Source organism: Lentzea sp. NPDC036949, assembly GCF_055608075.1.
The window spans coordinates 120,700-144,497 of sequence record NZ_JBVJRA010000015.1 but is presented as its reverse complement, the minus strand read 5'-3'; the positions used below and the strand labels follow the sequence as shown (position 1 = coordinate 144,497).

Here is a 23,798-nt window from a genome sequence, read left to right as displayed (position 1 = left end):
TGGCATGGCCCTGGGTGCCGGTCTCGCACCGGCGGCCAGGGCGAGCACGATCGCCGACGCGGCGGTGGTTCCGGCGCTCGTCATCGGCACCGGGTACGGCGGGTGCGTCGCGGCGCTGCGCCTGGCCCAGGCCGGTGTCGACGTCCACATGGTCGAGATGGGCATGGCCTGGGACACGCCCGGTTCCGACGGCAAGGTCTTCGCCAACACGACCACGCCGGACCAGCGCTCGTTCTGGCTGCGCACCAGGACGAAACAGCCTTTGAGCAACTTCCTCGGCTTCCCGATCGACAAGGCGATCCCGAGGTACACCGGCATCCTCGACGCCGAGGAGTTCGGCGGCATCACCGTCTACCAGGGCCGCGGTGTCGGCGGCGGCTCCCTCGTCAACGGCGGCATGGCCGTCACGCCCCGGCGCGAGACCTTCGGCGACGTGCTGCCCGGCGTGAACGCCGACGAGATGTACGGCACCTACTACCCGCGGGCCAACGCCGAGCTCGGCGCCGGGCTCGTCAACCCGGCCTGGTTCGACAGCACCGCGTGCTACCAGTACGCGCGGGTCGGCCGCAAGCACGCCCAGCGCAGCAACTTCCCGTACGTGTTCGTGCCCACCGTGTACGACTGGGGCTACATGGAACAGGAGGCGGCGGGCACCGTCCCGAAGTCGGCGCTGGCCGGCGAGATCCTCTACGGCAACAACCACGGCAAGAAGTCCCTGCAGAAGTCCTACCTGCCCAAGATCAGGGCGACCGGGCGGGTCACCATCTCGCCGCTGCACCGGGTCGCCTCGGTCCGGCCCACGACCGGCGGCTACGCGGTCACCGTCGAGCAGCTCAACACCACCGGTGACGTCATCGCGACCAAGTCGGTGACCGCGGCGAAGGTGTTCTTCGCGGCGGGCAGCGTCGGCACCAGCAAGCTGCTGGTGAAGCTGAGGGCCACCGGTGCGCTGCCGAACCTGAACGGCGAGGTCGGCAAGGGCTGGGGTGACAACGGCAACGTCATGTGCGGCCGGGCCAACCACATGTGGGACGCCACGGGCGCGCTGCAGTCGTCCATCCCGACGCTGGGCATCGACAACTGGGCGGCCGGGGGAGCGTTCGCGGAGGTGGCGCCGCTACCGACCGGGATCGAGACCTACGCCTCGTTCTACCTGTCGATCACCAAGACCCCGCACCGCGCCGCGTTCTCCTGGAACGCCGCCACGAACAAGGTCGACCTCAACTGGCAGACGGTGTGGAAGGAGAAGTCCATCACCGCCGCCAAGACGATCTTCGACAAGATCAACGCGAAGGAGGGGACGATCTACCGAACCGACCTGTTCGGCGTGTACAAGATCTGGGGCGACCACCTGACCTACCACCCGCTCGGCGGCGCGGTCCTGGGCAGGGCCACCGACGCCTACGGCCGCCTGCACGGCTATCCGGGGCTGTACGTCATCGACGGGTCGCTCATCCCCGGCACGACCGTGGTGAACCCGTTCGTCACCATCACCGCGCTCGCGGAACGCAACATCGAGAAGATCATCGCCACGGACCTGTGACCGGGTCTGTGAAGTCCTACGTGGACGCTCCCAGCTGACTCGGCAGCACGCAGACCGCGTCGAGCCCGAGCACGTGGTTCAACCGGCCGAACGAGAGCCACGCGCCGATGCTCATGGTCAGCTCCACGATCTCCACCTGGCTGTACGACGCGGTCATGCGGGACCAGAAGTCCTCGTCGAGACCGTGGTGGTCCAGTGCGTACCGCTCGGCGTACTCGGCGGCCATCCTGGTGCGGTCGTCGAAGGCGTCGGTGGTGCGCCACTGGGTCACCGCGTCGAGGAACCCGTCCTCGACCTTCCGCCCGTCGCGCTCGGTCCGCCAGTCGAGGCAGAACAGGCACCCGTTGATCTGCGCGGTCCGCAGCCGGGCCGCCTCGAACTCGCGCAGCCCGAGCGTGGTGTGCTGGTAGACCGCGAGCGAGAAGTTCGCCGCGGCGACACCGATGCCCGGCACCATCTCGCCCCACACGTACCCGATGGGGTCCTTGCCCTGCGGGATGTCGACGTTCACCGCGCACTCCTCCCCAGCTTGCCCGCCACCGGTCGCAGCGGCACGTCCAACGCGTCGTAGAGACCGGGTTCCGCCGCGGCCAGCCAGTCGATGGCGTTCACGAGCCGCCCGACCGCCGTCGCGTTGCCGCCCGCGGACCGGTTCTCGCCCTCGTCGTCGGCCTCGACGGACACCTCGATGCGCGGCCGGCCCTCGATGATCACCTTGTGCGCGCCGTCGCCGGAGGGCGGCATCGGCCAGTCGGGCGCGCAGGACGGGTGGATGCGCGTGACGTGCTCGATCACGATCAACGGCTCGCCGCCGACGACCCCCTGCACCTCGAACCGGATCGCGCCCTGCGTGCCGGCCTCGAACTCGCCCATGGTCCGCGTCGTCACCGTCTCGTCGAGCGCACGCCGGTCGACGGTCTCGCGGATCTCGTCGACCTCCACGCCCAGCGCCCTGGCCATCAGCCGGATCTGCCCGCCCCACACCATGGTCGGCACCGCGGGCATCAGCATCGGCGCCTGGTAGTCGAGCGGCTGGCCCATGCCGATCAGCCACCGCACCGCGTCGGGCTGGTCGTAGGTCGAGTAGTCGAAGATCTCCTGGCAGCGCACCGCGTCGATCCGGCTGCCCAGTCCGCTGATCAGCAACGGCAGCACGTCGTTGCCCCAGCCGGGGTCCACACCCGACACGAACAGCGACCCGCCGCCGTCAGCTATCGCCTTCAGCACCGGGTCGCGCAGCTCCGGAGGTGCACTGCGGTGGTCGTAGAGCGCGTACAGCGACGGCGTCACCACCACCGCGCCCGCCGCGATCGCCCTGGTGATGTCGGCGAGCGCCTCGGCCGGCCGCACGTCACCCGAGGCCGCGTAGACGACGGCCCGTGGACCCGTGGCGAGCACCGCGCCGATGTCGTCGGTCGCGGCGATCCCTGTGTTGTAACCGGTTCCAGCGAGATCACCGGCGTCGCGTCCCACCTTGTTGGCGTCGTGCACGACCACCGCGGTCAACTTCAACCCAGGATGGGCCTCCACGGCCCGAATTGCCGCACGCCCGACGTTGCCCGTGCCCCACACCACTGTGGCGATCATGCGCTGTAGCCTAACTAGAACACGTTCCAGTTTCTAGTGCAGTCCCGTTCCCGCTCCCAAATCCACCCGCGGGGCGTAACCCCCTGCCTTCCACGGCATCTGCAACAAGCGGGGTGGGGCTAGGGTTTGTGGAGTTGGACGGTCAGCTCCTTGCCTGGGTGCAGGAGAAGGGACACGGCCAGCGTTTCGCGTTCGACGAAATCGCGGTGCGTGTGAACGGCCGCCGCGACGTCCTCGGGTGCCGTCAGGACGACCTCGATGCGGTCGGAGACGTCGAACCCGGAGTCCTTGCGGGCCTGCTGCACCAGCCGGACCACGTCCCGCGCCAGGCCCTCCGCCTCCAGCTCCGGCGTGAGCGCGGTGTCGAGCGCGATCGTCACGCCCTGCTGCGCACCCACGACCCAACCGCTGCGCGGCGCCTCGGTGACCAGCACGTCATCCGGCGAGAGCGTGACGGACCCGGCCAGCTCGGCCGCACCCGTGGCGCGCAGGGCCTCCGCCAACGAGCGGGGGTCCGCGGCCGTGATCGCCGCCGCCACCTCCTGGGTGCGCTTGCCGAACCGCTTGCCCAGTACGCGGAAGTTCGGCCGCACCTCGATGTCGACCACCTCGCTCGCGGCGTCGAGCGGCAGCACGACCTTGACGTTGAGCTCGTCACCGACGTCGTCGAGCAGCTCCCGCGGCAACGGAACGCTGACCAGCGCGCGGCTCAACGGCTGGCGGATGCGCAGACCCGCGGACTTGCGCGCGGCACGGCCCAGCTCCGCGACCACGCGGGCACTCGCGACCTGCGCGGACAGCTCGGGGGAGACGCGGGCGGGATCGCTGACGGGCCACGTGGCCAGGTGCACCGAGTCCGCGGCGGCGGGGTCGTGCGGCCTGATCACCCGCTGCCAGACCTCCTCGGTGATGAACGGCACGAACGGCGCCAGCAGCCGGGTGAGCACCTCCAGGCACTCGTGCAGCGTCGCCAGCGCGTTCTCGTCGCCGCGCGAGAACCGTTGCCGCGACCGGCGCACGTACCAGTTCGACAGGTCGTCGACGAACCCGGCGAGCAACCGGCCGGCCTGCGCGGTGTCGTACTGCTCCATCGCAACGTCGACAGCGGCCACGAGCGCGTGCAGCTCGGAGAGCACCCACCGGTCGAGCACCGGCCGGTCGGAGCCTGCGGTCCACGTGGCACCCGAGGCGTGGAGGCTGAAGAACGAGGCGGTGTTCCAGTACGTCAGCAGCACCTTGCGCACGATCTCGTCCAGCGGCCCGGCACCGACGCGGCGTGCCGACCACGGCGAGCCCGAGCAGGCCATGAACCACCGCAACGCGTCCGCGCCATGCGTGTCCATCAACGGGATCGGCTCGATGATGTTGCCCAGGTGCTTGCTCATCTTGCGGCCGTCCTCGGCCAGGATGTGGCCCAGGCACACGACGTTCTCGTACGGCGACTTGCCGAACACCAGAGTGCCGATCGCCATCAGCGTGTAGAACCAGCCGCGGGTCTGGTCGATCGCCTCGCAGATGTACTGCGCCGGGTAGGTGGCCTCGAACGCCTCGACGCTGCCGGGCAGGTGCGGGTAGCCGAGCGAGGCGAACGGCATCGCGCCCGAGTCGTACCAGGCGTCGATGACCTCCGGCACCCGCGTGGCCACCTCGCCGCAGTCCGGGCAGGCGAACGTGACCGCGTCCACGAACGGCCGGTGCGGGTCCAGTGTGGACAGATCAGCCCCGGCCAGCCGCCCCAGCTCCGCCCGCGAGCCCACGGCCGTGACGTGCCCGCCGTCGCAGCGCCACAGCGGCAGCGGCGTGCCCCAGTAGCGCGTCCGCGACAGCGCCCAGTCGACGTTGTTGACCAGCCAGTCGCCGTAGCGGCCGTGCTTGATGTGCTCGGGGAACCAGTTCGTCGCCTCGTTCTCCCGCAGCAGCTCCGCGCGCACCTCGGTCGTGCGGACGTACCACGACGGCTGCGCGTAATAGAGCAGCGGCCAGTGGCAACGCCAGCAGTGCGGGTACGGGTGCTCGAAGTCCTCGTAGCGGAACAGCCGGCCGGTCCGGCGCAGCTCCTCGACCAGCACGGGGTCGGCGTCCTTGAAGAACGTCCCGCCCACCAGCGGCACCTCTGCCAGGAACCGCCCGTCCCGCCCGACCGGGTTGACCAGCGGCAGCCCGTTCTCCCTCGCCACGGCCAGGTCCTCGGCGCCGAACGCCGGCGCCTGGTGCACCAGACCGGTGCCGTCAGTGGTCGTCACGTAGCCGGCGAGCACCACCCGGTGCGCGTCGGGGATGTCGATGAGCTCGAACGGCCGCTCGTACCGCAGCCCGGCCAGCTCCGCACCGGTGAGCGCCGCCAGCACCTCGGCGTCGCCGAGAACGGCCTCGACCCGCGGCTCGGCCACCACGAACACGCCGTCCCCGGTGCGCGCGACCACGTAGGTGACCTCCGGGTGCACGGCGACCGCGGTGTTGGACACCAGCGTCCACGGCGTCGTGGTCCAGATCAGCAGCTCGGCGCCGTCGATGCCGTGCAGCGGCTCGACGAGGGGGAGTCGCACGTAGGCGGACGGGTCCGTCACCGTCTCGTACCCCTGCGCCACCTCGTGGTCGGACAACGTGGTCTGGTCGTTCGCGCAGTACGGCGTGACCCGGAAGTCCTCGACCAACCGGCCGTCGGCGTGGATGCGCTGCAACGACCACCAGACGCTGTCGACGTACTCCGGCGTCATCGTCTCGTACGGGTGCGCCAGGTCGATCCAGTAGCCCATCCGCTCGGTGAGCTGCTCGAACGCGCCGACGTGCCGCAGCACGGACTCCCGGCAGTGCGCGTTGAACTCGGCGACGCCCATCCGCTCGACGTCGGGCTTGCCGGACAGCCCGAGCTCCTTCTCGACCGCCAGCTCCACCGGCAGCCCGTGGCAGTCCCACCCGGCCCTGCGCGGCACCGAGCAGCCCTTCATCGTGCGGTAGCGCGGGAACACGTCCTTGAACACGCGCGCTTCGACGTGGTGTGTGCCCGGCATGCCGTTCGCGGTCGGTGGTCCCTCGTAGAACACCCACGCGGGCCCTTGGGCGGTCTGCTCGACGCTGCGGGCGAACACGTCGTTGTCCTGCCACCACCGGATGATCCGGCGGTCCAGGTCACCGAGGTCCACCTTGGACGGCAGCGGGCGGGCGTTCTCGCTCATGCCGGCCATGATCCTCCAGCCGTGCGGTCAGCCGCCGAGCGGCGTGCGGAGCTTCGCGGCCGTGGCTGCTCCGTACCTGGTGGTCAGCAGCTGGTCGACCAGCTGCTCGGAGGTCAGGCCCTCGCGGTTCTTCTGCTGGTTGAACGCCAGGTCGGAGAGGTCGAACAGGGCCGGCAGGTCGAACTTCCACACACCGTCCTCGAGGCCGAAGCCGATCATGCCCGACGCCTGCTCGCCCCGGACGGCGTAGCGGGCCAGCGCGACGCCGTTGTGGATCGTCGGCCGGCTCAGCGCGATGTCGCGGGCGTCGTCCGCGTTGACCAGACCCCGGTCGATGATCGTCTTCACGAGGTCCTGCGGCGAGCCGGTGCGCAGCACGGCGTGGTCGAGCTCGGCGCGCATCGCGTACGTGAGGAGGCGGGCGCTCGGCCGCTGGGTCGCGACCGTCTGCTCGGTGCCGGTGACCGCTTCCCGCCTGATCCCGTCGTAGATCTTGAAGGTGTTGCTCAGCAGCACGGGGAGGGCGGCGGCGCCGTCCTTGGCCAGCGCGGCTTCCCGGTAGGTCTCGAAGGCGGCGGAGATGGCCTGCGGATCACCGGCGGACGTCGGCACGGTCGTCGGCACGGTCGTCGGCGCGCCGCTGGACGCCCCGGTCGAAGGCGGTGTGGCGTCCGGAGCCGGGGTGGTGCAGGCAGCCGCTGCCAGGCACAGGACGGCCGCGATGAGTCGCTTCACGGGCGGAGCGTAGTCGACGAAGCAGGCCGGGACCGCCGGGTTTTGACAACGCAGGCTAATGGCATTAGCTTTTGGCTAACGACATTAGCCGAGGCTCTGGAGAACAGCGTGACCGAGCACCTGGAGATCGACGGCAACACCCTCGCCTACGACCTGATCGGGCAGGGGCCGCTCGTCGTGCTCGCCCACGGCATCGGCGACAGCCGCCACTCCTACCGCTTCCTCGCCCCGGCACTGGCCGCGCAGGGGTACCGGGTGGCGAACGTCGACCTCCGCGGCTGCGGTGACTCCGGCGTCGGCTGGGACGGTTACAGCCGCACCGACATCGCGGGGGACCTGGTGGCCGTCATCCGCCACCTGGGCGGCCCGGCGGTGATCATCGGTCAGTCCATCAGCGGCGGTGCGGCCACGATCGCGGCCGCCGCCGCGCCCGACGTCGTCGCCGGTGTCGTGGAGCTCGCGCCGTTCACCCGCGCGCAGTCCTTCGACGTGGGCGGGCTGCTGCGGGTGCGCCGCTTCCGCGCCGGGTACGCGCAGCTCGCGAAGGTCATGATCGCGGGCAGCCTGCCGGGCTGGACGAGGTACCTCGACCTCGCGGTGCCGGTGAAGCCGGCGGACTGGACCGTGGAGCTCGCGCGCATCGAGGCCAAGCTGGGCGAACCCGGCCGGATGGGGGTGTTGCAGGCCATGTGCAAGACCAGCCCCGCCGACGCCGGTGCGCGGCTGGCCGACGTCACCTGCCCGGTGCTCGTCGTCATGGGCGACGCCGACCCCGACTGGGCCGACCCGCGGGCAGAGGGGGAGAAGGTGCTCGCCGGCCTGCCCCGGGGTCGCGGCGAGCTGGCCGTCATCGAGGGCGCCGGCCACTACCCGCACGTGCAGACCCCGGACGAGGTCCTCGCGCTGTGCCTGCCGTTCCTGGTCGCGACGCTGGCGGACCGCCCCGCCGAGCTGGGTATGTCCGACACTAGCCAGGTGTAGGCTCCCTGCATGCCCATGCAGATGAAGGGCCCGTTGGCCGCGCTGGACCAGTGGCAGCCGGACCGGTGCTCGATCGCGCTGGCGCTGGACGTCATCGGCACGAAGTCGGCGGTCCTCCTGCTGCGCGAGGCCTTCTACGGCACGACGAGGTTCGACGCGTTCGTGCGGCGCGTGGGCATCACCGAGGCCGTCGCGGCCAAGCGCCTCAAGGAACTGGTCGAGGCCGGCGTGCTGGCCAAACGCCCGTACCGGGAGCCCGGCGCGCGCACGCGGTACGAGTACGTGCTGACCGACATGGGCAACGCGCTGCTGCCGGTGGTCGTCGCCCTCATGCAGTGGGGCGACACCTACCTGCGCGAGGACGGCCCGTTGCAGGTGGTGGCCGCCGAGACCGGTGAACCGGTGAGCGTGCACGTCGTCCCCTCCGGCGCCGGGTCGCTCACGCCGGAGGGGTTGCAGGTGCGGATCAACCGAGGAGCAGGCACGTCGTGACGGCGTGCGCGATCACGCGGCCGGATGCGTCGGTGACGCGGCCCTCGGCCGTGGCGGTGCGGCGCCCGCTGGACACCACCCGGCCCTCGCACGTGAGCGTGCCGCTGCCGAGCGTGGCCGGGCGGGTGAACTTGATCGTGAGGTCCAGCGAGGTGTAGCCGGTGCCCGCGGGCAGCCTGCTGTGCACCGCGCACCCGAGCGCGGTGTCGGCGAGCGTCGACAGGACACCGCCGTGCACCGAGCCGATCGGGTTGTAGTGCCACTCGGCCGGTGTCAGCTCGAACCGCGCGTACCCGTCACCGATCTCGGCCATTCTCAGGCCGGTGGTCTCGGCGGCAGGGGGAGCGGGCAGGTCGCCGCTGCCGATCTTCTTGAGGAACTCGGCGCCGTCCAGCTCGCTCGCCGCCCGGGCGAGCAGCCGCGGGTCGCTCCAGCCGTAGGTGCGCGTCCGGTCCACCGTCAGACCCTCTCGATGATCGTCGCGTTGGCGAGTCCGCCCGCCTCGCACATGACCTGCAACCCGAACCGGCCGCCGGTCTGCTCCAGGGTGTTCAGCAACGTCGTCATCAGCCGCGCCCCGGACGCGCCCAGCGGGTGCCCGATCGCGATGGCGCCGCCGTTGACGTTGACCTTCGCCGGGTCCGCGCCGGTCTCCGCCTGCCACGCCAGCACGACCGGCGCGAACGCCTCGTTGACCTCGAACACGTCGATGTCGTTGATCGTGAGCCCGGCGCGGGCCAGCACCTTGTGCGTGGCGGGGATGATGCCGGTGAGCATGAGGACGGGGTCGTCGCCGGCGACGGCGAACGAGTGCACGCGGGCCCGTGGCCGCAGCCCGTGCCGCGCCGCCGCCTCCTCGCTGGTGACCAGCACGGCCGCGGCGCCGTCGTTGACCGGTGAGCTGTTGCCGGCGGTGATCCGCCAGTCCAGCTCGGGGAACCGCGTCTCCCAGTGCTCTGCCCGGAACGCCGGTCGCAGCCCGGCCAGCACCTCGGCGGTCGTGTCGGGGCGGATCGTCTCGTCCACCGCCAGGTCGGTCACCGCCACGACCTGCGCGTCGAAGAGCCCGTCCTTCCACGCCGCGGCGGCCTTCTGGTGCGACTCGGCGGAGAACTCGTCGAGCCGCGCCCGCGACAGGCCCCACCTCCGCGCGATCAGCTCCGCGCTGATGCCCTGCGGCACCAGCCCCTCCGGGTAGCGCGCGGCGACCTTCGTCCCGAGGAAGTCCCTGCCCAGCGCCTGCGACCCGATCGGGACGCGGCTCATCGACTCGACCCCGGACGCGACCACCACGTCGTAGGCGCCGGCCAGCACCCCCTGCGCCGCGAAGTGCAGCGCCTGCTGGCTCGACCCGCACTGCCGGTCCACGGTCACGCCCGGCACCGACTCCGGGAACCCGGCCGCGAGCGCCGCCCACCGCGCCGTGTTGCCCGACTGCTCGCCGACCTGGCCGACGGCGCCGCTGATGACGTCGTCGACCGCGGCCGGGTCGAGCCCGGTGCGGTCGACGAGTGCCTTGAGGACCGCGCTGTGCAGGTCCACCGGGTGGATCTCGGAGTACGCGCCACCGGGCTTGCCCTTGGCCAGCGGGGTGCGGACGGCGTCGACGACGACAGCCTGACTAGTGGAAGGCATAGTCAGGACGCTACCCCCTGACTGTGCTCAAGCCAAGCCAGGTTGCGAGGGAAAACCGCTGTGCCGGATTTGGTTAGATCATCTCCGTGCGCCCGTTGCCGGGCGCGTGACTCCTGGGGGAAACAAGTTGAAGAAGCGCATTTGTGCTGCCGTCGTGGCGATCGCCGCCCTGGCCACGACCGCCTGCGGTGGTGAGCCGGCTGCGGCGCCGCCGGTCACGACGACCACCACGACGACGGCGCCGCCGACCGCGGCGGAGCTGGACCTGCGCGCCAAGGCGGCGATCGCCCCGCCCGGTGCGTTCGACGCCCTGGGCGGCAAGGTCGGGTCGAGCACACCCGCCACCGACACCGACCCCGGCCTGGAGGGCGAGCCGGTCACCTTCGTCTGCAAGACCAGTGAGCTGTTCGCCGACGGCATGTCGGTCTCGCGGACGCGCACCTGGGACGGGCGGGTGGACCTGTTCCAGCGGGTTCACGCCACGGCCGGCCGCCCGGCGGCCACGCTGGTCGAGCGGGTGCGGACCTGGGCGCAGCAGTGCACCCAGTACCGCGGCGCCGACAAGATCAAGCTCGAACTCCCGCTCACCAAGCCGCAGGGCGTCGACGACTTCTACGCCTACTGCGAGACGACCGAGGACCCCGCGCTCATCGACTGGTCGTGCCACGCGGTCATGGGCCGCGGCACGCTCATCACGGTCGTGGTGGCGTTCGGCCCGACGCAGGCGGCGGCCGAGGCGCAGCTGACCTCCGCGGTGCCGATCTTCGCGGAGACGTTCGCGAAGGCGTGACCGTACGCGCCGGTGGTCCGCCACAGCGATGGCAGACCACCGGGTTGCGCAACGCTCACATCGAAACTGTTGCACAGATCTCGCCTGCTCAACAGCCACTAGCGCGGTGCCGTGCTCCATCCGGCCCTTGCTAAAACGTTAGCGCTCACAATCGTGGCAGATATCTGCCATCGGCTGCCCGCCCGCGCCCGGCGTGCTGGAAGGTGGCGGTGATCCGCGGGTGGCTCCCGGCCGGTTCGCGGGGTGAGCGAAGGGGAGAGCATGGGGAGCACAGCCGTGAACGCCGCGAGGTCGCTGGTCGCCCTCGCGGTGCTGGTGTCCGCCGCACTGCTGCCGGCCTCGGCAGGTCAGCTCCGCGCCTCCGCCGCCGTGCAGGAGACGTTCTACGTCGCACCGGACGGGAACGACTCCAACCCCGGCACGCTCACGGCGCCGTTCCGGACGCTGCCGCGTGCACGGGACGCCGTGCGCGCGGTGAACGCGAACATGTCCGGCGACATCCAGGTGCACCTGCGCGGCGGGAACTACCCGGTCACGAGCACCGTCGAGTTCACGCCGGGCGACTCGGGCACGAACGGCCACCGGGTCCTGTACTCCGCGTACCAGGACGAGGTGCCGGTGCTCAGCGGCGGCGTGCCGGTGACCGGCTGGACGCAGCACAGCGGCAACATCTGGAAGGCGCCGCTCAGCCGCGCGAACAAGCTGCGGGCGTTGTACGTCAACGACAAGCGCGCCTTCATGGCCACCAAGACGATCAGCTCGCAGGGCTGCTACGGCACCTACACCGTGACCGCAGGGCAGGCGCCGTGGGCGTGGGAGTCGGGCTCGCAGTGCGACGGCGCCCGCTACAACCCCGGCGACCTGCCCGCCATCACCCGCAACCCCGCCGACATCGAGATCGAGACCGCCACGACGTGGACGACGGCCATCGCCGGCGTCCGCCAGATCACCACGAGCAGCGACGGTGCGAGCCGGGTGGCGTTGTTCCAGCAGCCCGGCGGCGCCATCGCCCAGGGCGCGTTCAACGGCAACTTCCAGTCGGGCGGCAGCCACAAGTTCATGAACGCCTACGAGTTCCTCGACGCTCCGGGCGAGTTCTACTTCGACCGGTCGAGCCAGACGGTGTTCTACTACAAGGCCGACTCCGACAACATGGCGACCGCGTCGATCTTCGCGCCCAACAACGTCTCAACGCTGCTGCGGATCGCGGGCACCTCCACGGCCAACCGCGCGCGCAACATCACGTTCTCCGGTATCACCGTGCAGCACTCGGACTGGAACCTGTTCACCGTGGCCGGGTCGTCGTTCAAGCAGGCCCAGCAGGGCAACCTCGGCAACACCGCCTACGCCAAGGGCAACTTCCACGTCTACTACTACCGCAACGTCGACACCGCACCCGGCGCCGTGCAGCTGGAGAACGCCGAAGGCATCGCGTTGCTGCGCAACAGGGTCCAGCACACCGGCGTCGACGGCATCAGCATGGTCAACGACGTGCTGAACACCCAGCTGGTCGGCAACGTCACCAACGACGTCGCCGGGTCCGCGATCGTCGTCGGCCACCCGCAGCACGTCTACATCGGCGACCACACCTCGTCCAACCGCGAGAAGTACACCGCCCAGGCCGAGGGCCTGCCGAAGAACATCGAGATCAAGAACAACTACCTCTACGACAGCGCGGTGCTGTTCAACGGCCACAGCCCGATCTCCGCCTACTTCGCGGACACGCTGACGGTGCAGCACAACCGCATCGAGAAGGCGCCGTGGAACGGCATCACGCTCGGCTGGGGCTGGTGGAACTTCGACGGCTCATCGGGTTCCATCGCGCCGAACCGGCCGACGACCACGGCCCGCAACAACACCGTCAGCCACAACCACATCATCGACACGGTGCAGCGGCTCAACGACACCGCGCCCATCTACACGCTGGGCAGCCAGCCGGGCACCACGATCACGGACAACTACCTGCAAGGCGTCCCGTCCGGGCACAAGTACGGCCTGCACCCGGACGAGGGGTCGGCCTTCATGACCTTCCGCGACAACGTGCTCAGCGTCGACAAGAACGTCACCTGGCTGGTCAACTCCGACGACTTCGGCCGCAAGCACGACCTGAGCATCACGCAGACCTACGGGCCGATCAACAAGGTCTCGCAGAAGGTCCTGCCCAACAGCACCATCCACGACATCCTGGTGTCCTCGGACTACGTGTGGCCGGCCGCGGCCTACGGCATCGCCGTGCGCTCCGGCCTGGAGGACGCCTACCGCGACATCGTCCCCGCCGCCAACCTCTCCCGGCCCGACTACGCGCTGCCCGCCAGCACGTTCGTCGGCGCGGGCACGGCCTCGATCTCGATCCGCAGCACCGGTGACGCGACCAGGACCGTGTGGCTGGCGCCTTCCGGCACCACGAACTTCGCGGTGGGACCGACGATGACCAGGGCCGGTGGCACGGCGACGACCATCGACGTCCCGGCCACCAACGGCGACTACCGGCTGTTCGTCGTGGACGCGCAGGGCGTGCGGTCGGCCGAGTCGAAGTCGCTGGTGCGGCGCCAGGGCGGTGGCAGCCAGCAGAGCGGCACGATCGTGGGCGGCCAGTCCGGCCGGTGCGTCGACATCAACGGCGCGAGCACGGCCAACGGTGCCGCGGCCCAGCTGTGGGACTGCCACGGCAACACCAACCAGCGCTTCACCCTCACCTCGGCCAAGCAGTTGCAGGTGTACGGCACCAAGTGCCTGGTCGCGAGCGGCGGCGGCACCGGCAACGGCACCGCGGTCGTGATCGGGGACTGCGCGAACCAGACCAGTCAGCAGTGGAACGTCAACGCGAACGGCACGATCACCGGCGTGCAGTCCGGGTTGTGCTTCGACGCCAACGGCGCGGCCACCGCGAACGGCACCAGGATCATCCTCTGGACCTGCAACGGTGCGGCGAACCAGCAGTGGAGCCTGCGTTCCTGACCGGCTCGAAGTGGCCCCTTACGCGGCGGCGTGGGGGGCCACCAGAGTGGCAGCCATGACGAGAGCACCGATCTTCGACGAAGAAGCCCGGTCGAACGGACGGCCCAGGTGACCACCGTCGAACAGCGGACGAGCCTGAAAGCCCCCGGAATCCTGCTCGGGGTGGGCCTCGGCGGGTTCGCCGACGGCATCCTGCTGCACCAGCTCCTGCAGTGGCACCACATGTTGAGCAGCACGAACACCGACAACGCCGGAATCGACTTCTACGACCCGGACACCGTCTCCGGGCTGCGGATGAACACCGCGTGGGACGGCATCTTCCACACGGTCTGCTGGCTGGCGGTCCTGCTGGGGCTGGCCGTCCTGCACTCCAGGGTCACCGAGAACCGGCGCGGGACGTGGACCTCCCGCGCGCTGTGGGGGTGGGTCCTGGTCGGCTGGGGCACGTTCAACCTCGTCGAGGGCGTGCTCGACCACCACCTCCTCGGCGTGCACCACGTGCGCGGCGGGCCGCACCAGCTGTGGTGGGACCTCGCGTTCCTGGCCCTGGGCGCGGTTCTGGTCGTGGGCGGCTATCTGCTGCAACGCAGTCGGCGTGACTCCTGATGGACCACCACGCTCACGGCCCGAGCATCGGCGCGTGGCTGCCCATCGTCCCGTTGTTGTCGTGCGCGGTCGTCTACCTGCTGCTCGTCGGCCGCGCTCGACGGTCGAACCCGGTCCTGGGGTGGAGCCCGTGGCGCACAGCCGGGTTCCTCGGCGGCATCGCCCTGCTGGCCGTCGCGTTGCTGCCGCCGGTCGCACCATGGGCACACACCGACTTCCGCGGCCACATGGCGCAGCACCTGCTGATCGGCATGTACGCGCCGTTGGCACTCGTGCTGAGCGCACCGGTCACACTGCTGCTGCGAACGCTGCCGGTCCGTGCGGCGCGTCGGCTCGTCGCGGTGCTGCACAGCCCGCCGGCACGTTTCGCGGTACGACCGGCGGTCGCGTTCCTGTTGAGCACCGGCAGTCTCGTGCCGCTCTACTTCACGTCGCTGTACAACGTGATCACCGCCGACCCGGCGGGGCACTGGCTGCTGCACGCGCACTTCCTCGCCGCCGGGCTGCTGTTCGCCCACGTGATCGCCGGCCCCGACCCCGCTCCGGCACGACCCGGCGTCCGCACCCGGCTGGTCTACCTCGGCTGCGCCATCGCGGTGCACGCCGTGGTCTCCCAGCTGCTCTACGGCGGCTTCTGGACCCGGGTCGACGCACCCGCCGCCGAGGTCCGCACCGGTGCGGAGATCATGTACTACGGCGGCGACATCGCCGAGCTGCTGCTCGCCGCGATGATCACACCGCTGCTCGGCGAGCGCCGTGCCCGGCGGACGAACCACCCGATCCAGCGACTGTCCACTCGGGCGCGTCGGCTCGTCAGACGCGGCACTCCTCGACAGGCTGTCACGGCACAAAGACCGGAAAGCCTGAGAGGACCGACGTCTCGATGATCCGAATCGTGCCTGCGAAGGACCAGCAAGTGCGGGTGACCTGGGCGCTGCCCCGGCACGAGCCGTCAGGACCCGTCAGCGTGGTCGGCGACTTCAACGGCTGGACGCCGGGCGTGACCGAGCTGCGCGCCCGGTCCAACGGCCGCCGCACCGCCGCCGTCGTCGTCCCGCGGGGCACGACCCTGCGCTTCCGCTACCTCGGCTCCGACGGCCACTGGTTCGACGACGAGGACGCCGCCGCCCGCGACGACCACGGGTGCCTGATCACGGTCTGAGCCCGCGACCGGGCACCTTCGGCGTGGCCGGCGCGCAGCCCTGACCGCCTCGTGAGGCAGCGGTGTCAGGGTTTGGTCTGGTACTCGCGGGCGACGTCGACCAGCAACTGGTGCATCGCGAGCTCGGCCGGTGCGCGGAGCCGGTCCTGGCGGTGCGCGAGCAGCACCCGGCGGGCCGGCATGTCGCTGCCCAGTGCGAGGACGCGGACGTCCGGGTTCGGGTTGCGCACCGCGGTCCTGGGGGCGAGCGCGACGCCGAGGCCGACGCTGACCATGGCCTGCGCCTCCTGGTAGTCGTTGGCCTCGAACGCGATCCGCGGGGTGAACCCGGCCGCGCGGCAGCTGCGTTCGAGCACCTCGGCGACCGGGTGGTCGTGGGCGCGCACGATCCACTCCTCGTCGGCGAGCTCCGCCATGGTGGTGAACCTCTTGCGCGCCAGGCGGTGGTCGGCGGCGACGACCAGCACGGTCGGGTCGTCCAGCAGCGGCGTCAGCGAGATGTCCGGCACGTCGACCCGGTTCCACGCGTAGTCCCACAGCAGCGCGATGCCGACCGTGCCGTTCTCCAGCAGCTCGACCAGCTCGTCGAACCGCGTGCTGCGCACGTCCAGGCGCAGGTCCGGGTACTGGCGGCGGAACCGGCTGACGACCTGGGGGAGCAGCGCGCTCGCGACGGTCGGGAACACGCCCACCGCGATCGTGCCGCGGCGCAGGCCCGCCAGCTCGGCGAGGTCGGCCTCGGCGGCGCTGAGCCGGCGCAGCACGTGGCGGGCGTGACCGGCCAGCACCGCTCCGGCCTCGGTGGGCCGCACGCCCCTGGCCTGCCGGTGCAACAGCGGCTGACCGGCCTCCACCTCCAGCCGGCGCAGCTGCTGGGAGACCGCCGACGGCGTGTAGCCGAGCTGTTCCGCAGCGGCGGTCATCGAGCCCGTGTCCACCACGGCGGCGAGCAGTGCGAGGCGTCGGACGTCCAGCATGAGGCGCTCCTCGGCAGAAAAGTTCGATGCGGTCGTTTCACTGTGCGATGACTTCCGTACAGCTGTGCTTCAGGCTAGCCATAGCCATTGAACAGCGTTTCTCGGCCTCGATGCTGATCCATGGGCATTGATTAGGCTGTTTGAGCGTGAAGGAGGGCTTCACGGGTGTGCAGATTCTCGTGATTGTGTTCAACCTCGGTGCACGTCACGGTTGCCGTCATTCCCCGGTTGTCACGGCGGTGTTGCCACCGCCCGCGAAGGAGTGGCTGTGCGAGAGATACCGGCGACGTGGATGCGCGGAGGCACCAGCAAGTGCTGGGTGTTCGAGCGCGATGTGCTGGCGGTGCCCGGTCGCAGCGTGGACGAGGTCCTGCTGCGGCTGTACGGGAGCCCCGACCCGCGCCAGGTCGACGGTGTCGGCGGGGCGACGTCCACGACCAGCAAGGCCGTGGTGCTCGCGCGGAGCGACCGGCCGGGCATCGACGTCGAGTACACGTTCGCCCAGATCGGCATCGCCGACGGGCGCGTGGACTGGACGAGCAACTGCGGCAACTGCTCGGCCGTCGTCGGCCCGTACGCGCTGCGCCGCGGCTGGGTGACGCCCACCGGAGACGTGACGACGGTGCGGATCAACAACACCAACACCGGCCAGCTGATCGTGGTCGACGTGCCGACGCCGGCGGGCCGTGTCACCGAACGGGGCACCGACCGCATCCCCGGTGTCGCCCAGCCCGGTCTCGGCGTGCACCTGTGGTTCGTCGACCCGGCCGGCCGCACGACCGGTGCGTTGCTGCCCACCGGCAACGCCGTCGACGTGGTGGACGGCGTCCGCGTCACGCTCCTCGACGCCGGAGCACCGGTCGTCCTCGTGCCCGCCGACGAGCTCGGCGCGAACGGGGAGGCGTCCCCGGCCGCGCTCGACGCCCAGCCGGACCTGCTGGACCGGCTCGACCGCATCCGCCGCACCGCCGCCGTGCGCATGGGCCTCGCCGCCGAGGCCGAGCAGGCCGCCCGCGCCACCCCGAAGATCGCTCTCGTCAGCGCGGGCCGCCCCGGCCGCTCGGACGTGACCGTGCGGATGATGTCCATGGGCCGGACCCACCCCGCGCTGGCCGTCACCGGCAGCGTCGCCCTCACCGCCGCCGCCCGCACCGCGGGTACCGTCCTGTCCCGGTTCACCGCCGGTGACGAGGAGGTGCTGCGCCTGGACACCCCGGCCGGAGTCGTGACGACCCGCGCTGACACCCGCGACGGACAGCTCGCCATCGGGGTCACCCGGACGACGCGCCGCATCGGCGACGCGACCCTGGTCCTGCCCGACGACGAACCGCTGGAGCTCCCGCTCACGGAACTGGCCGCCCTGTCGGCCTCCTGACCCGACCGTCCTGCCCGGGCGGAAGCGTCGGGGCCGCATGACCCAAGAGGACAATGATGTCATCACAGCTGATCGCCATCCTGGTTCTGGGCGGCATGTTCGTCATCGCCACCGTGTTGCCCGTCAACATCGGGATCCTCGCGCTGGTCGCGTCCTTCCTCGTCGGCACGTTCGTGTTCGGCTTGGAGGACAAGGAGATCTTCGAGGGCTTCCCCGTTTCGCTGTTCATCACCGTCGTCGGCGTGACCTACCTGTTCTCCGTCGCCAAGCTGAACGGCACGATCGACCTGCTGGTGGAGGGCGGGATCCGGCTCGTGCGCGGCCGGGCGATCCTCGTGCCCTGGGTGCTGTTCGCCGTCGCCGCGACGCTGACCGCACTCGGCACGTTCACCCCGGCCGCGGTCGCACTGCTGGTGCCGATCGGCATGAGCTTCGCCTTCGCCTACCGCATCAGCCCGCTGATGATCGGCATGATGGTGATCTGCGGTGCCCACGCCGGCGCGTTCTCGCCGATGGCGGTGTCCGGCGCGCTGGTCCACGGCATCGTTGCGAAGTCCGGTCTCACGATCTCGCACGCCGCGTTGTTCTTCGCGAGCTTGGGCTTCAACGTGCTGCTGGCCGCCGTCACCTACGTGATGCTGCGCCGCCGTGGTGAGGAGAGCTTCGTCGAACGCCCGGACGACGTGGCCTCCGGCGGCGGGGTGTCCGGTGGTGGGGTGTCCGGTGGCGGGGTGGCGGAGCCGACCGGTGGTGGCGTCGCCACGGCGGTCCGCCCGGAGGCGGTGGCGGTGACCTGGCGCCAGCGGGCCACCCTCGCTGCCCTGGTGGTGCTCGTGATCGGCGCGCTGGCGTTCCACCTGCAGATCGGCTTCCTCGCCCTGGCCGCAGGAGCCGTGCTCGCCCTGCTCGACCGCGAGCACCTCGGCAAGGCCGTCGAGGGCATCAGCTGGCCGACGATCCTGCTGGTCGCGGGCATGGTCACCTACGTGGGCGTGCTGGAGCACTCCGGCACCATCGACTGGGTCGCCCACGGCGCGGTCGGCCTCGGCGCCCCGCTGCTCGTGGCGCTGGTGCTGTGCGTCATCGTCGGCGTCACCTCGGCGTTCGCCTCCTCGACGGCCATCCTCACCGCCACCATCCCGATGGCGATCCCGCTGCTGCTCACCGACGCGCTGCCGGTCGCGGGCGTCGTCGCCGCCATGGCCATCTCCACCACGATCGTCGACGTCTCCCCGTTCTCCACCAACGGCGCCCTGGTCCTCGCCAACGCCCGCGGCGTCGACCGCACCCGGTTCTACCGCCAGGTCATCTCCTACACCTGCGTGATCGTCGGCCTCGGGCCGATCGCGGCGTGGGCGGTGCTGGTGCTGCCCGGCTCGTTCTGATCCGCAGCCCTCGGGGCGGACGTCACCACGGCGTCCGCCCCGAGGGCTGTTCCGGTTCAGGCGCCTTCGTCGCGCAGCGCGTGCACCATGCTCCGCAGCACCCGGAACGCCTCCGCCCGCTCGCCCTCGGTGAGCCCCGCCAGCATCCTGACCTCCACCGCCCGCACCGCCGCCGACGCCTTCTCCAGGCTCCGCCGCCCGCGGGGGGTGAGCCGCGTGGGCAGCACCTTCCCGACCGGCGCCGCCGCGGGCCGGGTCACGTACCCGTCCCGCTCCAGGTTCTGCAGCAGCACGTTCATCGACTGCCGCGTCACGAACGCGCGGCGGGCGAGCTCGGAGTTCGACAGGCCCGGCCGCTGGGCCAGCAGCTCCAGGCACGAGTAGTGCGTCACGGTCATCCCGAGCGGGCGCAGCACCTGCTCCATGGCCGCGCGCAGGACGCTCGACGCCTCCTTCAGCAGGTAGCCGAGTGACGTGTCGAGGTCGATGCCCGCGTCGTCTTGACTCATGTCAGGATTCTGACATAGCGTGGTGCATGTCAGAAAACTGACACGTAGTGGAGGAGCCACGCCATGCCCGTCACCGGACCCGACTTCATCTCGCTGCAGGCCCGCGACCTCACGGCCTCGCAAGCGTTCTACGAGCGCTACCTCGGTCTCGTCCGCTCGCCGGCCGGGCCGCCGCACGCGGTGGTCTTCGAGACGAAGCCCATCGCGTTCGCGCTTCGCGACGTCGTCCCCGGCACCGACCTCGACGCCGTCGCCCAGCCCGGCATCGGTGCCGCGATCTGGTTGCACGCCACCGACGTCCAGGACATCCACGACGCGCTCGCCGCCGACGGGCACACCATCGTCGCCGCGCCGGTCGACGGTCCCTTCGGGCGGACGTTCACCTTCGCCGACCCCGACGGGTACCGGATCACGCTGCACGACCGCGGCTGACCGCCCGAGTCGCCGGGAGCGGACCCGTCGTCCAGGGTGGTGGGCGGACCGGCTTTGACCCTCAAGGCCCCACGACGACGACGGAAGGGTTCCGCGATGAACGTGCTGATCGTTCTGACCTCGCACGACGAGCTGGGGGACACGGGCCGCAAGACGGGTTTCTGGCTGGAGGAGCTCGCCGCGCCGTACTACCGGCTCAAGGAGGCCGGTGCGACGCTCACGCTCGCGTCCCCGAAGGGCGGCCGGCCGCCGCTGGACCCCAAGAGCGACGAACCGGACACGCAGACCGACGACACCCGCCGGTTCGCGGCGGACCCCGAGGCCGAGGCAGCGCTGAGCTCGACCGTCGCGCTGAGCGCGGTCGACCCCGCCGACTACGACGCGGTGTTCTACCCCGGCGGGCACGGGCCGCTGTGGGACCTCGCGGAGGACACCGACTCGATCCGGGTCATCCAGGACACCCTGCGGGCCGGGAAGCCGGTCGCGCTGGTGTGCCACGCGCCGGGCGTGCTGCGGCACGTGACCGGCGAGGACGGTGAGCCGCTGGTGAAGGGGCGGTCGGTCACCGGGTTCACCAACGGCGAGGAGGACGGTGCCGGGCTGACCGACGTGGTGCCGTTCCTCGTGGAGGACGAGCTGAAGGCCAAGGGCGGCGACTACTCGAAGGGTCCGGACTGGGGTTCCTACGTGGTGCGGGACGGGCTGCTGATCACCGGGCAGAACCCGGCCTCGTCCGCGGAGGCCGCCGACGCCCTCGTCGCCCTGCTGCGCGAGGGCGCCTGACCGCCGCCGGGACGGCTCCGGCGGGGGCCGTCCCGGCAAGCCGGTGCTGCCCGACGGTGGTGCTCTTCAGTGCCGCCGCGGTCCAGGTCGACAGCGGCGGGACCGCCGCCACCGCCGTCATCCGGGAGCTCCTCACCTGACCGTCAGCACCAGGCCGTCCGGCCCGCGAACGATCCGGCCGGCCGTCGGCGGCGGGAAGTGCGTGCCCAGCACGAGGGTGCCGGTGTCCGCGAGCGACTCGAGCAGCGCGCGCCGGGTGGCCTCGGCCTGGACCGGGTCGACGTCGGCGCAGCTGGTCACCTCCGGGTGCGCGACCTGCACCGGGTGGTGCAGGCAGTCGCCGGTGACCAGGGCGGTCTCGCCGCCGCTGGTCAGCTCCACCGCGACGTGCCCCGGCGTGTGCCCCGGCGTCGGGACGAGCCGCACCCCCTCGGCCACCTCTGCGCCGTGCGCGCCGACCTCGACCAGGTCCAGCAGGCCGGCGTCCTCGACCGGGTGCACGGAGTCGCGGAACACCTGCTGCCGCGGCTCGTCCAGCACCTGCCCGGCCCAGAACTCGCGCTCCAGCCTCGACGTGGCGTACCGCGCGTTCGGGAACAGCGGCACCCACTCGCCGTCCACGAGGTGCGTGTTCCAGCCGACGTGGTCGGTGTGCAGGTGGGTGAACAGGACGAGATCGACGGCGTCGGGCGTGGTCCCGGTGTCCACCAGCCGGTCGTGGTAGCCGGTGCGCAGGTCGTGCCACGCGGGGTTGGCCCGCTGCTTGCCGTTGCCGACACCGGTGTCGATCACGATCCGCCTGCCGTTGCCGACGACGACGAAGCTGTGGGTCGCGAGCCGCAAGGCGCCGTCCGCCGCGGCGAAGTCGGGGTGCAGCCAGTCGTGGCGCCGGACGAGGTCGGGCGTCGCCGCCGGGAGCAGCCACGGTCCGGTCTCCGGTGGTGCGATCGCTTCGTCGACCCGGTGCACGGTCAGGTCCCCGACGGTCCAGGTGGGCACAGGCCGACCTCCTAAAGCTAATTCTTCGCGTTAAGCGGACGGTAGCCTTGGCATCGGCATTAAAGCAACATCTTTGCTTTAGGCTGGTGTCGTGGACCGCAGAGCGACAGCACGTCCGGGTGGCCGGAGCGCCCGCGTGCAGGAGGCCGTGCACGCCGCCGTGCGAGAGCTGGAACCCGAGCTGGGACGGGAGAAGCTCACCGTTCCGCTCGTCGCCGCGCGGGCCGGTGTCACGCCCTCGACCATCTACCGCCGGTGGGGCGACCTGCAGGCGCTCCTGTCGGACATCGCGGTCGAACGCCTCCGGCCGGACTCGCCTCCGGAGGACCGGGGGAGCCTCATCGCGGACCTGCGGGCGTGGGCGGGGCAGTTCCTGGAGGAGATGTCGTCCGCACCCGGCCGCGCTTACCTGCGTGACGCGCTCATCGGCGATCCGGGCGTCAACGCCCTGCGGTGTTCCGACTACGCGGCCGACCAGATAAGCGTGATCCTCGGCCGTGCCGCCGCGCGCGGGGAACCGGCCGTCGACACCGAGACCGTGCTCGACCGCGTGGTCGCGCCGATCGTGTACCGGGTCCTGTGCCGTCCCACCGCGATCGGTCCCGGCTACGCCGAGGGACTGGTCGACGACCTCCTGCGGAGCTGAGGGAACGCCTGGTCGCCGCGAATACCATCTTCGGCCATGGTCCGCACCACTCCGCCGCGTCCCGTCGACGTCACGGCGCACTTCCCCGAACTCGCACCGCTGGCCCGCACCGCCGTGCGACTGCACCCGCGCCCCGGCGCACCGACCGCCGCGGACAGCTCCATCGGCGGCCCGCTGCTGTGGCCCGCGGGGGAGGAGTGGCCGGCCTGCGCCGAGCACGCCGGCCCCGAGCTGCATGGTGCGAGCGTGGCGGACGTGTTCGCACGGCGGCGGATTCTGACCGAAGCGTGGGCACGGCCGCAGGCCGAGGGCGTGAACCTGTTGACAGCGGACGAGAAGGTCGTCGTGGACCGGGTCGACCACGGCACCGGGATCGCGCAGGACGGGCCCGCACCGATGGTGCCGGTGGCCCAGCTGTACGCGCGGGACGTCCCCGGCCTGCCCCGTCCGGACGGTGCCGATCTGCTGCAGGTGCTGTGGTGCCCGTTCGACCACGAGGACGAGGGGTGCGCGCCCCGCACCGCGCTGCGGTGGCGGAAGGCGGCCGAGGTGACCGACCCGCTGGCCGAGGCCCCGCAGCCGGCCGCGGTCGAGGAGCACTACCTGCCGCAGCCGTGCGTGCTGCACCCGGAGGAGGTCACCGAGTACCCGGCCCCGCACTGCCTGCCCGCCGAGCTCCGCGAACGGGTGCGGCGGTGGGAGGAGCAGGAGGACCAGCACTACCAGTGCGCGCTGTCCGTGTCCTCCGGCTGCAAGGCCGGTGGGCACGGTCCGTGGAGCTTCTCCGACCCGTTCCCCCTGTCCTGCCCGGACTGCGGCGGGGCCGTCACGCCGTTGCTGACCCTCGCCACCAGCGAGTGGGACGGCACCACGAGCTGGCGGCCGGTCGAGGACGCCGACGCCGGCGGTGCGCTGTTCCCGCACGACAACGAGCCGACGATGCTGTCGATCGGCCGCAGCTACAACCTGCAGTTCTACGCCTGCGCCGACTTCCCGGCGCACCGGCACGTCACGAACATGCAGTAGC

At 71.1% G+C, this 23,798-nt stretch carries 23 protein-coding genes; 14 read left to right on the top strand and 9 right to left on the bottom strand.

The genetic code is table 11. The annotated features are described in order from the left end of the window. Window positions 1-4: 4 nt before the first annotated feature. The gene (locus tag ACZ7CD_RS33590; RefSeq protein ID WP_470380500.1) at window positions 5-1,543 is read left to right on the top strand and encodes a GMC oxidoreductase; all 1,539 of its coding nucleotides are present in this window, start codon (window positions 5-7) and stop codon (window positions 1,541-1,543) included. A 16-nt stretch (window positions 1,544-1,559) separates the two neighbouring features. On the opposite strand, the gene ACZ7CD_RS33585 is transcribed toward ACZ7CD_RS33590, so the two are convergent. The 4 genes from ACZ7CD_RS33585 to ACZ7CD_RS33570 form a co-directional block, all read right to left on the bottom strand. Then, on the bottom strand, window positions 1,560-2,054 hold the full coding sequence (locus tag ACZ7CD_RS33585; protein ID WP_470380499.1) for a carboxymuconolactone decarboxylase family protein: 495 nt from the start codon (window positions 2,052-2,054) through the stop codon (window positions 1,560-1,562). Continuing rightward, window positions 2,051-3,130 carry an NAD(P)H-dependent amine dehydrogenase family protein gene (locus tag ACZ7CD_RS33580; RefSeq protein WP_470380498.1) on the bottom strand — a complete coding sequence of 360 codons (1,080 nt, stop codon included), beginning with the start codon at window positions 3,128-3,130 and terminating at the stop codon, window positions 2,051-2,053. The genes ACZ7CD_RS33585 and ACZ7CD_RS33580 overlap by 4 nt, the downstream gene beginning before the upstream one ends. A 119-nt stretch (window positions 3,131-3,249) precedes the next feature. Further along, a complete protein-coding gene (ileS, locus tag ACZ7CD_RS33575) occupies window positions 3,250-6,306 on the bottom strand; it encodes an isoleucine--tRNA ligase (RefSeq protein WP_470376196.1) in 3,057 nt (1,018 codons plus the stop codon). Between the two features lie 27 nt (window positions 6,307-6,333). Then, the gene (locus ACZ7CD_RS33570) at window positions 6,334-7,041 is read right to left on the bottom strand and encodes a hypothetical protein (protein ID WP_470380497.1); all 708 of its coding nucleotides are present in this window, start codon (window positions 7,039-7,041) and stop codon (window positions 6,334-6,336) included. Window positions 7,042-7,149: 108 nt separating this feature from the next. Between ACZ7CD_RS33570 and ACZ7CD_RS33565 the strand changes: the two genes are divergently transcribed. Then, window positions 7,150-8,022: an alpha/beta fold hydrolase gene (locus ACZ7CD_RS33565; RefSeq protein WP_470380496.1), complete on the top strand. Its 873-nt coding sequence runs from the start codon at window positions 7,150-7,152 to the stop codon at window positions 8,020-8,022. Window positions 8,023-8,031: 9 nt separating this feature from the next. Continuing rightward, entirely contained in the window at window positions 8,032-8,514 is a 483-nt protein-coding gene (locus ACZ7CD_RS33560) for a winged helix-turn-helix transcriptional regulator (protein ID WP_360388572.1), read from the top strand. Here the strand turns inward: ACZ7CD_RS33560 and ACZ7CD_RS33555 are convergent. Both ACZ7CD_RS33555 and ACZ7CD_RS33550 read right to left on the bottom strand, forming a co-directional pair. Next, window positions 8,489-8,971: a PaaI family thioesterase gene (locus ACZ7CD_RS33555; protein WP_360388569.1), complete on the bottom strand. Its 483-nt coding sequence runs from the start codon at window positions 8,969-8,971 to the stop codon at window positions 8,489-8,491. The genes ACZ7CD_RS33560 and ACZ7CD_RS33555 overlap by 26 nt on opposite strands. Before the next feature lie 2 nt (window positions 8,972-8,973). Continuing rightward, window positions 8,974-10,149, bottom strand: a complete 1,176-nt coding sequence (locus ACZ7CD_RS33550; protein WP_458432048.1) for a thiolase family protein — start codon at window positions 10,147-10,149, stop codon at window positions 8,974-8,976. A 127-nt stretch (window positions 10,150-10,276) separates the two neighbouring features. Here ACZ7CD_RS33550 and ACZ7CD_RS33545 point away from each other — a divergent pair, with 127 nt between their 5' ends. From ACZ7CD_RS33545 to ACZ7CD_RS33525, 5 genes are all read left to right on the top strand, one after another. Further along, on the top strand, window positions 10,277-10,939 hold the full coding sequence (locus tag ACZ7CD_RS33545) for a hypothetical protein (protein ID WP_470380495.1): 663 nt from the start codon (window positions 10,277-10,279) through the stop codon (window positions 10,937-10,939). Window positions 10,940-11,200: 261 nt separating this feature from the next. Then, the gene (locus ACZ7CD_RS33540) at window positions 11,201-13,897 is read left to right on the top strand and encodes a ricin-type beta-trefoil lectin domain protein (RefSeq protein ID WP_470372000.1); all 2,697 of its coding nucleotides are present in this window, start codon (window positions 11,201-11,203) and stop codon (window positions 13,895-13,897) included. Window positions 13,898-14,005: 108 nt separating this feature from the next. Continuing rightward, the gene (locus ACZ7CD_RS33535; protein WP_360388558.1) at window positions 14,006-14,503 is read left to right on the top strand and encodes a DUF2243 domain-containing protein; all 498 of its coding nucleotides are present in this window, start codon (window positions 14,006-14,008) and stop codon (window positions 14,501-14,503) included. Then, window positions 14,503-15,390: a cytochrome c oxidase assembly protein gene (locus ACZ7CD_RS33530; protein ID WP_458432050.1), complete on the top strand. Its 888-nt coding sequence runs from the start codon at window positions 14,503-14,505 to the stop codon at window positions 15,388-15,390. The genes ACZ7CD_RS33535 and ACZ7CD_RS33530 overlap by 1 nt, the downstream gene beginning before the upstream one ends. An 8-nt stretch (window positions 15,391-15,398) precedes the next feature. Further along, window positions 15,399-15,665 (top strand): early set domain-containing protein, encoded by a 267-nt coding sequence (locus ACZ7CD_RS33525; RefSeq protein ID WP_458432051.1) that lies wholly within the window; start codon window positions 15,399-15,401, stop codon window positions 15,663-15,665. A gap of 65 nt (window positions 15,666-15,730) precedes the next feature. Here ACZ7CD_RS33525 and ACZ7CD_RS33520 read toward each other — a convergent pair whose 3' ends face one another. Then, window positions 15,731-16,642, bottom strand: a complete 912-nt coding sequence (locus ACZ7CD_RS33520; protein ID WP_470380494.1) for a LysR family transcriptional regulator — start codon at window positions 16,640-16,642, stop codon at window positions 15,731-15,733. 268 nt (window positions 16,643-16,910) lie between these two features. Between ACZ7CD_RS33520 and ACZ7CD_RS33515 the strand changes: the two genes are divergently transcribed. Then, window positions 16,911-18,017, top strand: coding sequence for a PrpF domain-containing protein (locus tag ACZ7CD_RS33515; protein WP_458432052.1), 1,107 nt, complete (start codon window positions 16,911-16,913; stop codon window positions 18,015-18,017). Window positions 18,018-18,073: 56 nt separating this feature from the next. Beyond that, the gene (locus tag ACZ7CD_RS33510; protein ID WP_360388545.1) at window positions 18,074-19,402 is read left to right on the top strand and encodes an SLC13 family permease; all 1,329 of its coding nucleotides are present in this window, start codon (window positions 18,074-18,076) and stop codon (window positions 19,400-19,402) included. A gap of 56 nt (window positions 19,403-19,458) precedes the next feature. Here the strand turns inward: ACZ7CD_RS33510 and ACZ7CD_RS33505 are convergent, their stop codons facing one another. After that, the gene (locus ACZ7CD_RS33505) at window positions 19,459-19,911 is read right to left on the bottom strand and encodes a MarR family winged helix-turn-helix transcriptional regulator (RefSeq protein WP_360388542.1); all 453 of its coding nucleotides are present in this window, start codon (window positions 19,909-19,911) and stop codon (window positions 19,459-19,461) included. A gap of 63 nt (window positions 19,912-19,974) precedes the next feature. Here ACZ7CD_RS33505 and ACZ7CD_RS33500 point away from each other — a divergent pair, with 63 nt between their 5' ends. Continuing rightward, window positions 19,975-20,343 (top strand): VOC family protein, encoded by a 369-nt coding sequence (locus tag ACZ7CD_RS33500; protein ID WP_360388539.1) that lies wholly within the window; start codon window positions 19,975-19,977, stop codon window positions 20,341-20,343. Between the two features lie 96 nt (window positions 20,344-20,439). Further along, window positions 20,440-21,126, top strand: coding sequence for a type 1 glutamine amidotransferase domain-containing protein (locus ACZ7CD_RS33495; protein WP_470376189.1), 687 nt, complete (start codon window positions 20,440-20,442; stop codon window positions 21,124-21,126). A 132-nt stretch (window positions 21,127-21,258) separates the two neighbouring features. Here the strand turns inward: ACZ7CD_RS33495 and ACZ7CD_RS33490 are convergent, their stop codons facing one another. Beyond that, the gene (locus ACZ7CD_RS33490) at window positions 21,259-22,125 is read right to left on the bottom strand and encodes an MBL fold metallo-hydrolase (RefSeq protein WP_470376188.1); all 867 of its coding nucleotides are present in this window, start codon (window positions 22,123-22,125) and stop codon (window positions 21,259-21,261) included. A gap of 91 nt (window positions 22,126-22,216) precedes the next feature. On the opposite strand from ACZ7CD_RS33490, the gene ACZ7CD_RS33485 reads away from it, so the two are divergent. Both ACZ7CD_RS33485 and ACZ7CD_RS33480 read left to right on the top strand, forming a co-directional pair. Further along, window positions 22,217-22,771, top strand: coding sequence for a TetR/AcrR family transcriptional regulator (locus ACZ7CD_RS33485; RefSeq protein WP_470376187.1), 555 nt, complete (start codon window positions 22,217-22,219; stop codon window positions 22,769-22,771). A 36-nt stretch (window positions 22,772-22,807) separates the two neighbouring features. Further along, window positions 22,808-23,797: a hypothetical protein gene (locus tag ACZ7CD_RS33480; RefSeq protein ID WP_470380493.1), complete on the top strand. Its 990-nt coding sequence runs from the start codon at window positions 22,808-22,810 to the stop codon at window positions 23,795-23,797. Window position 23,798: the final 1 nt, after the last annotated feature.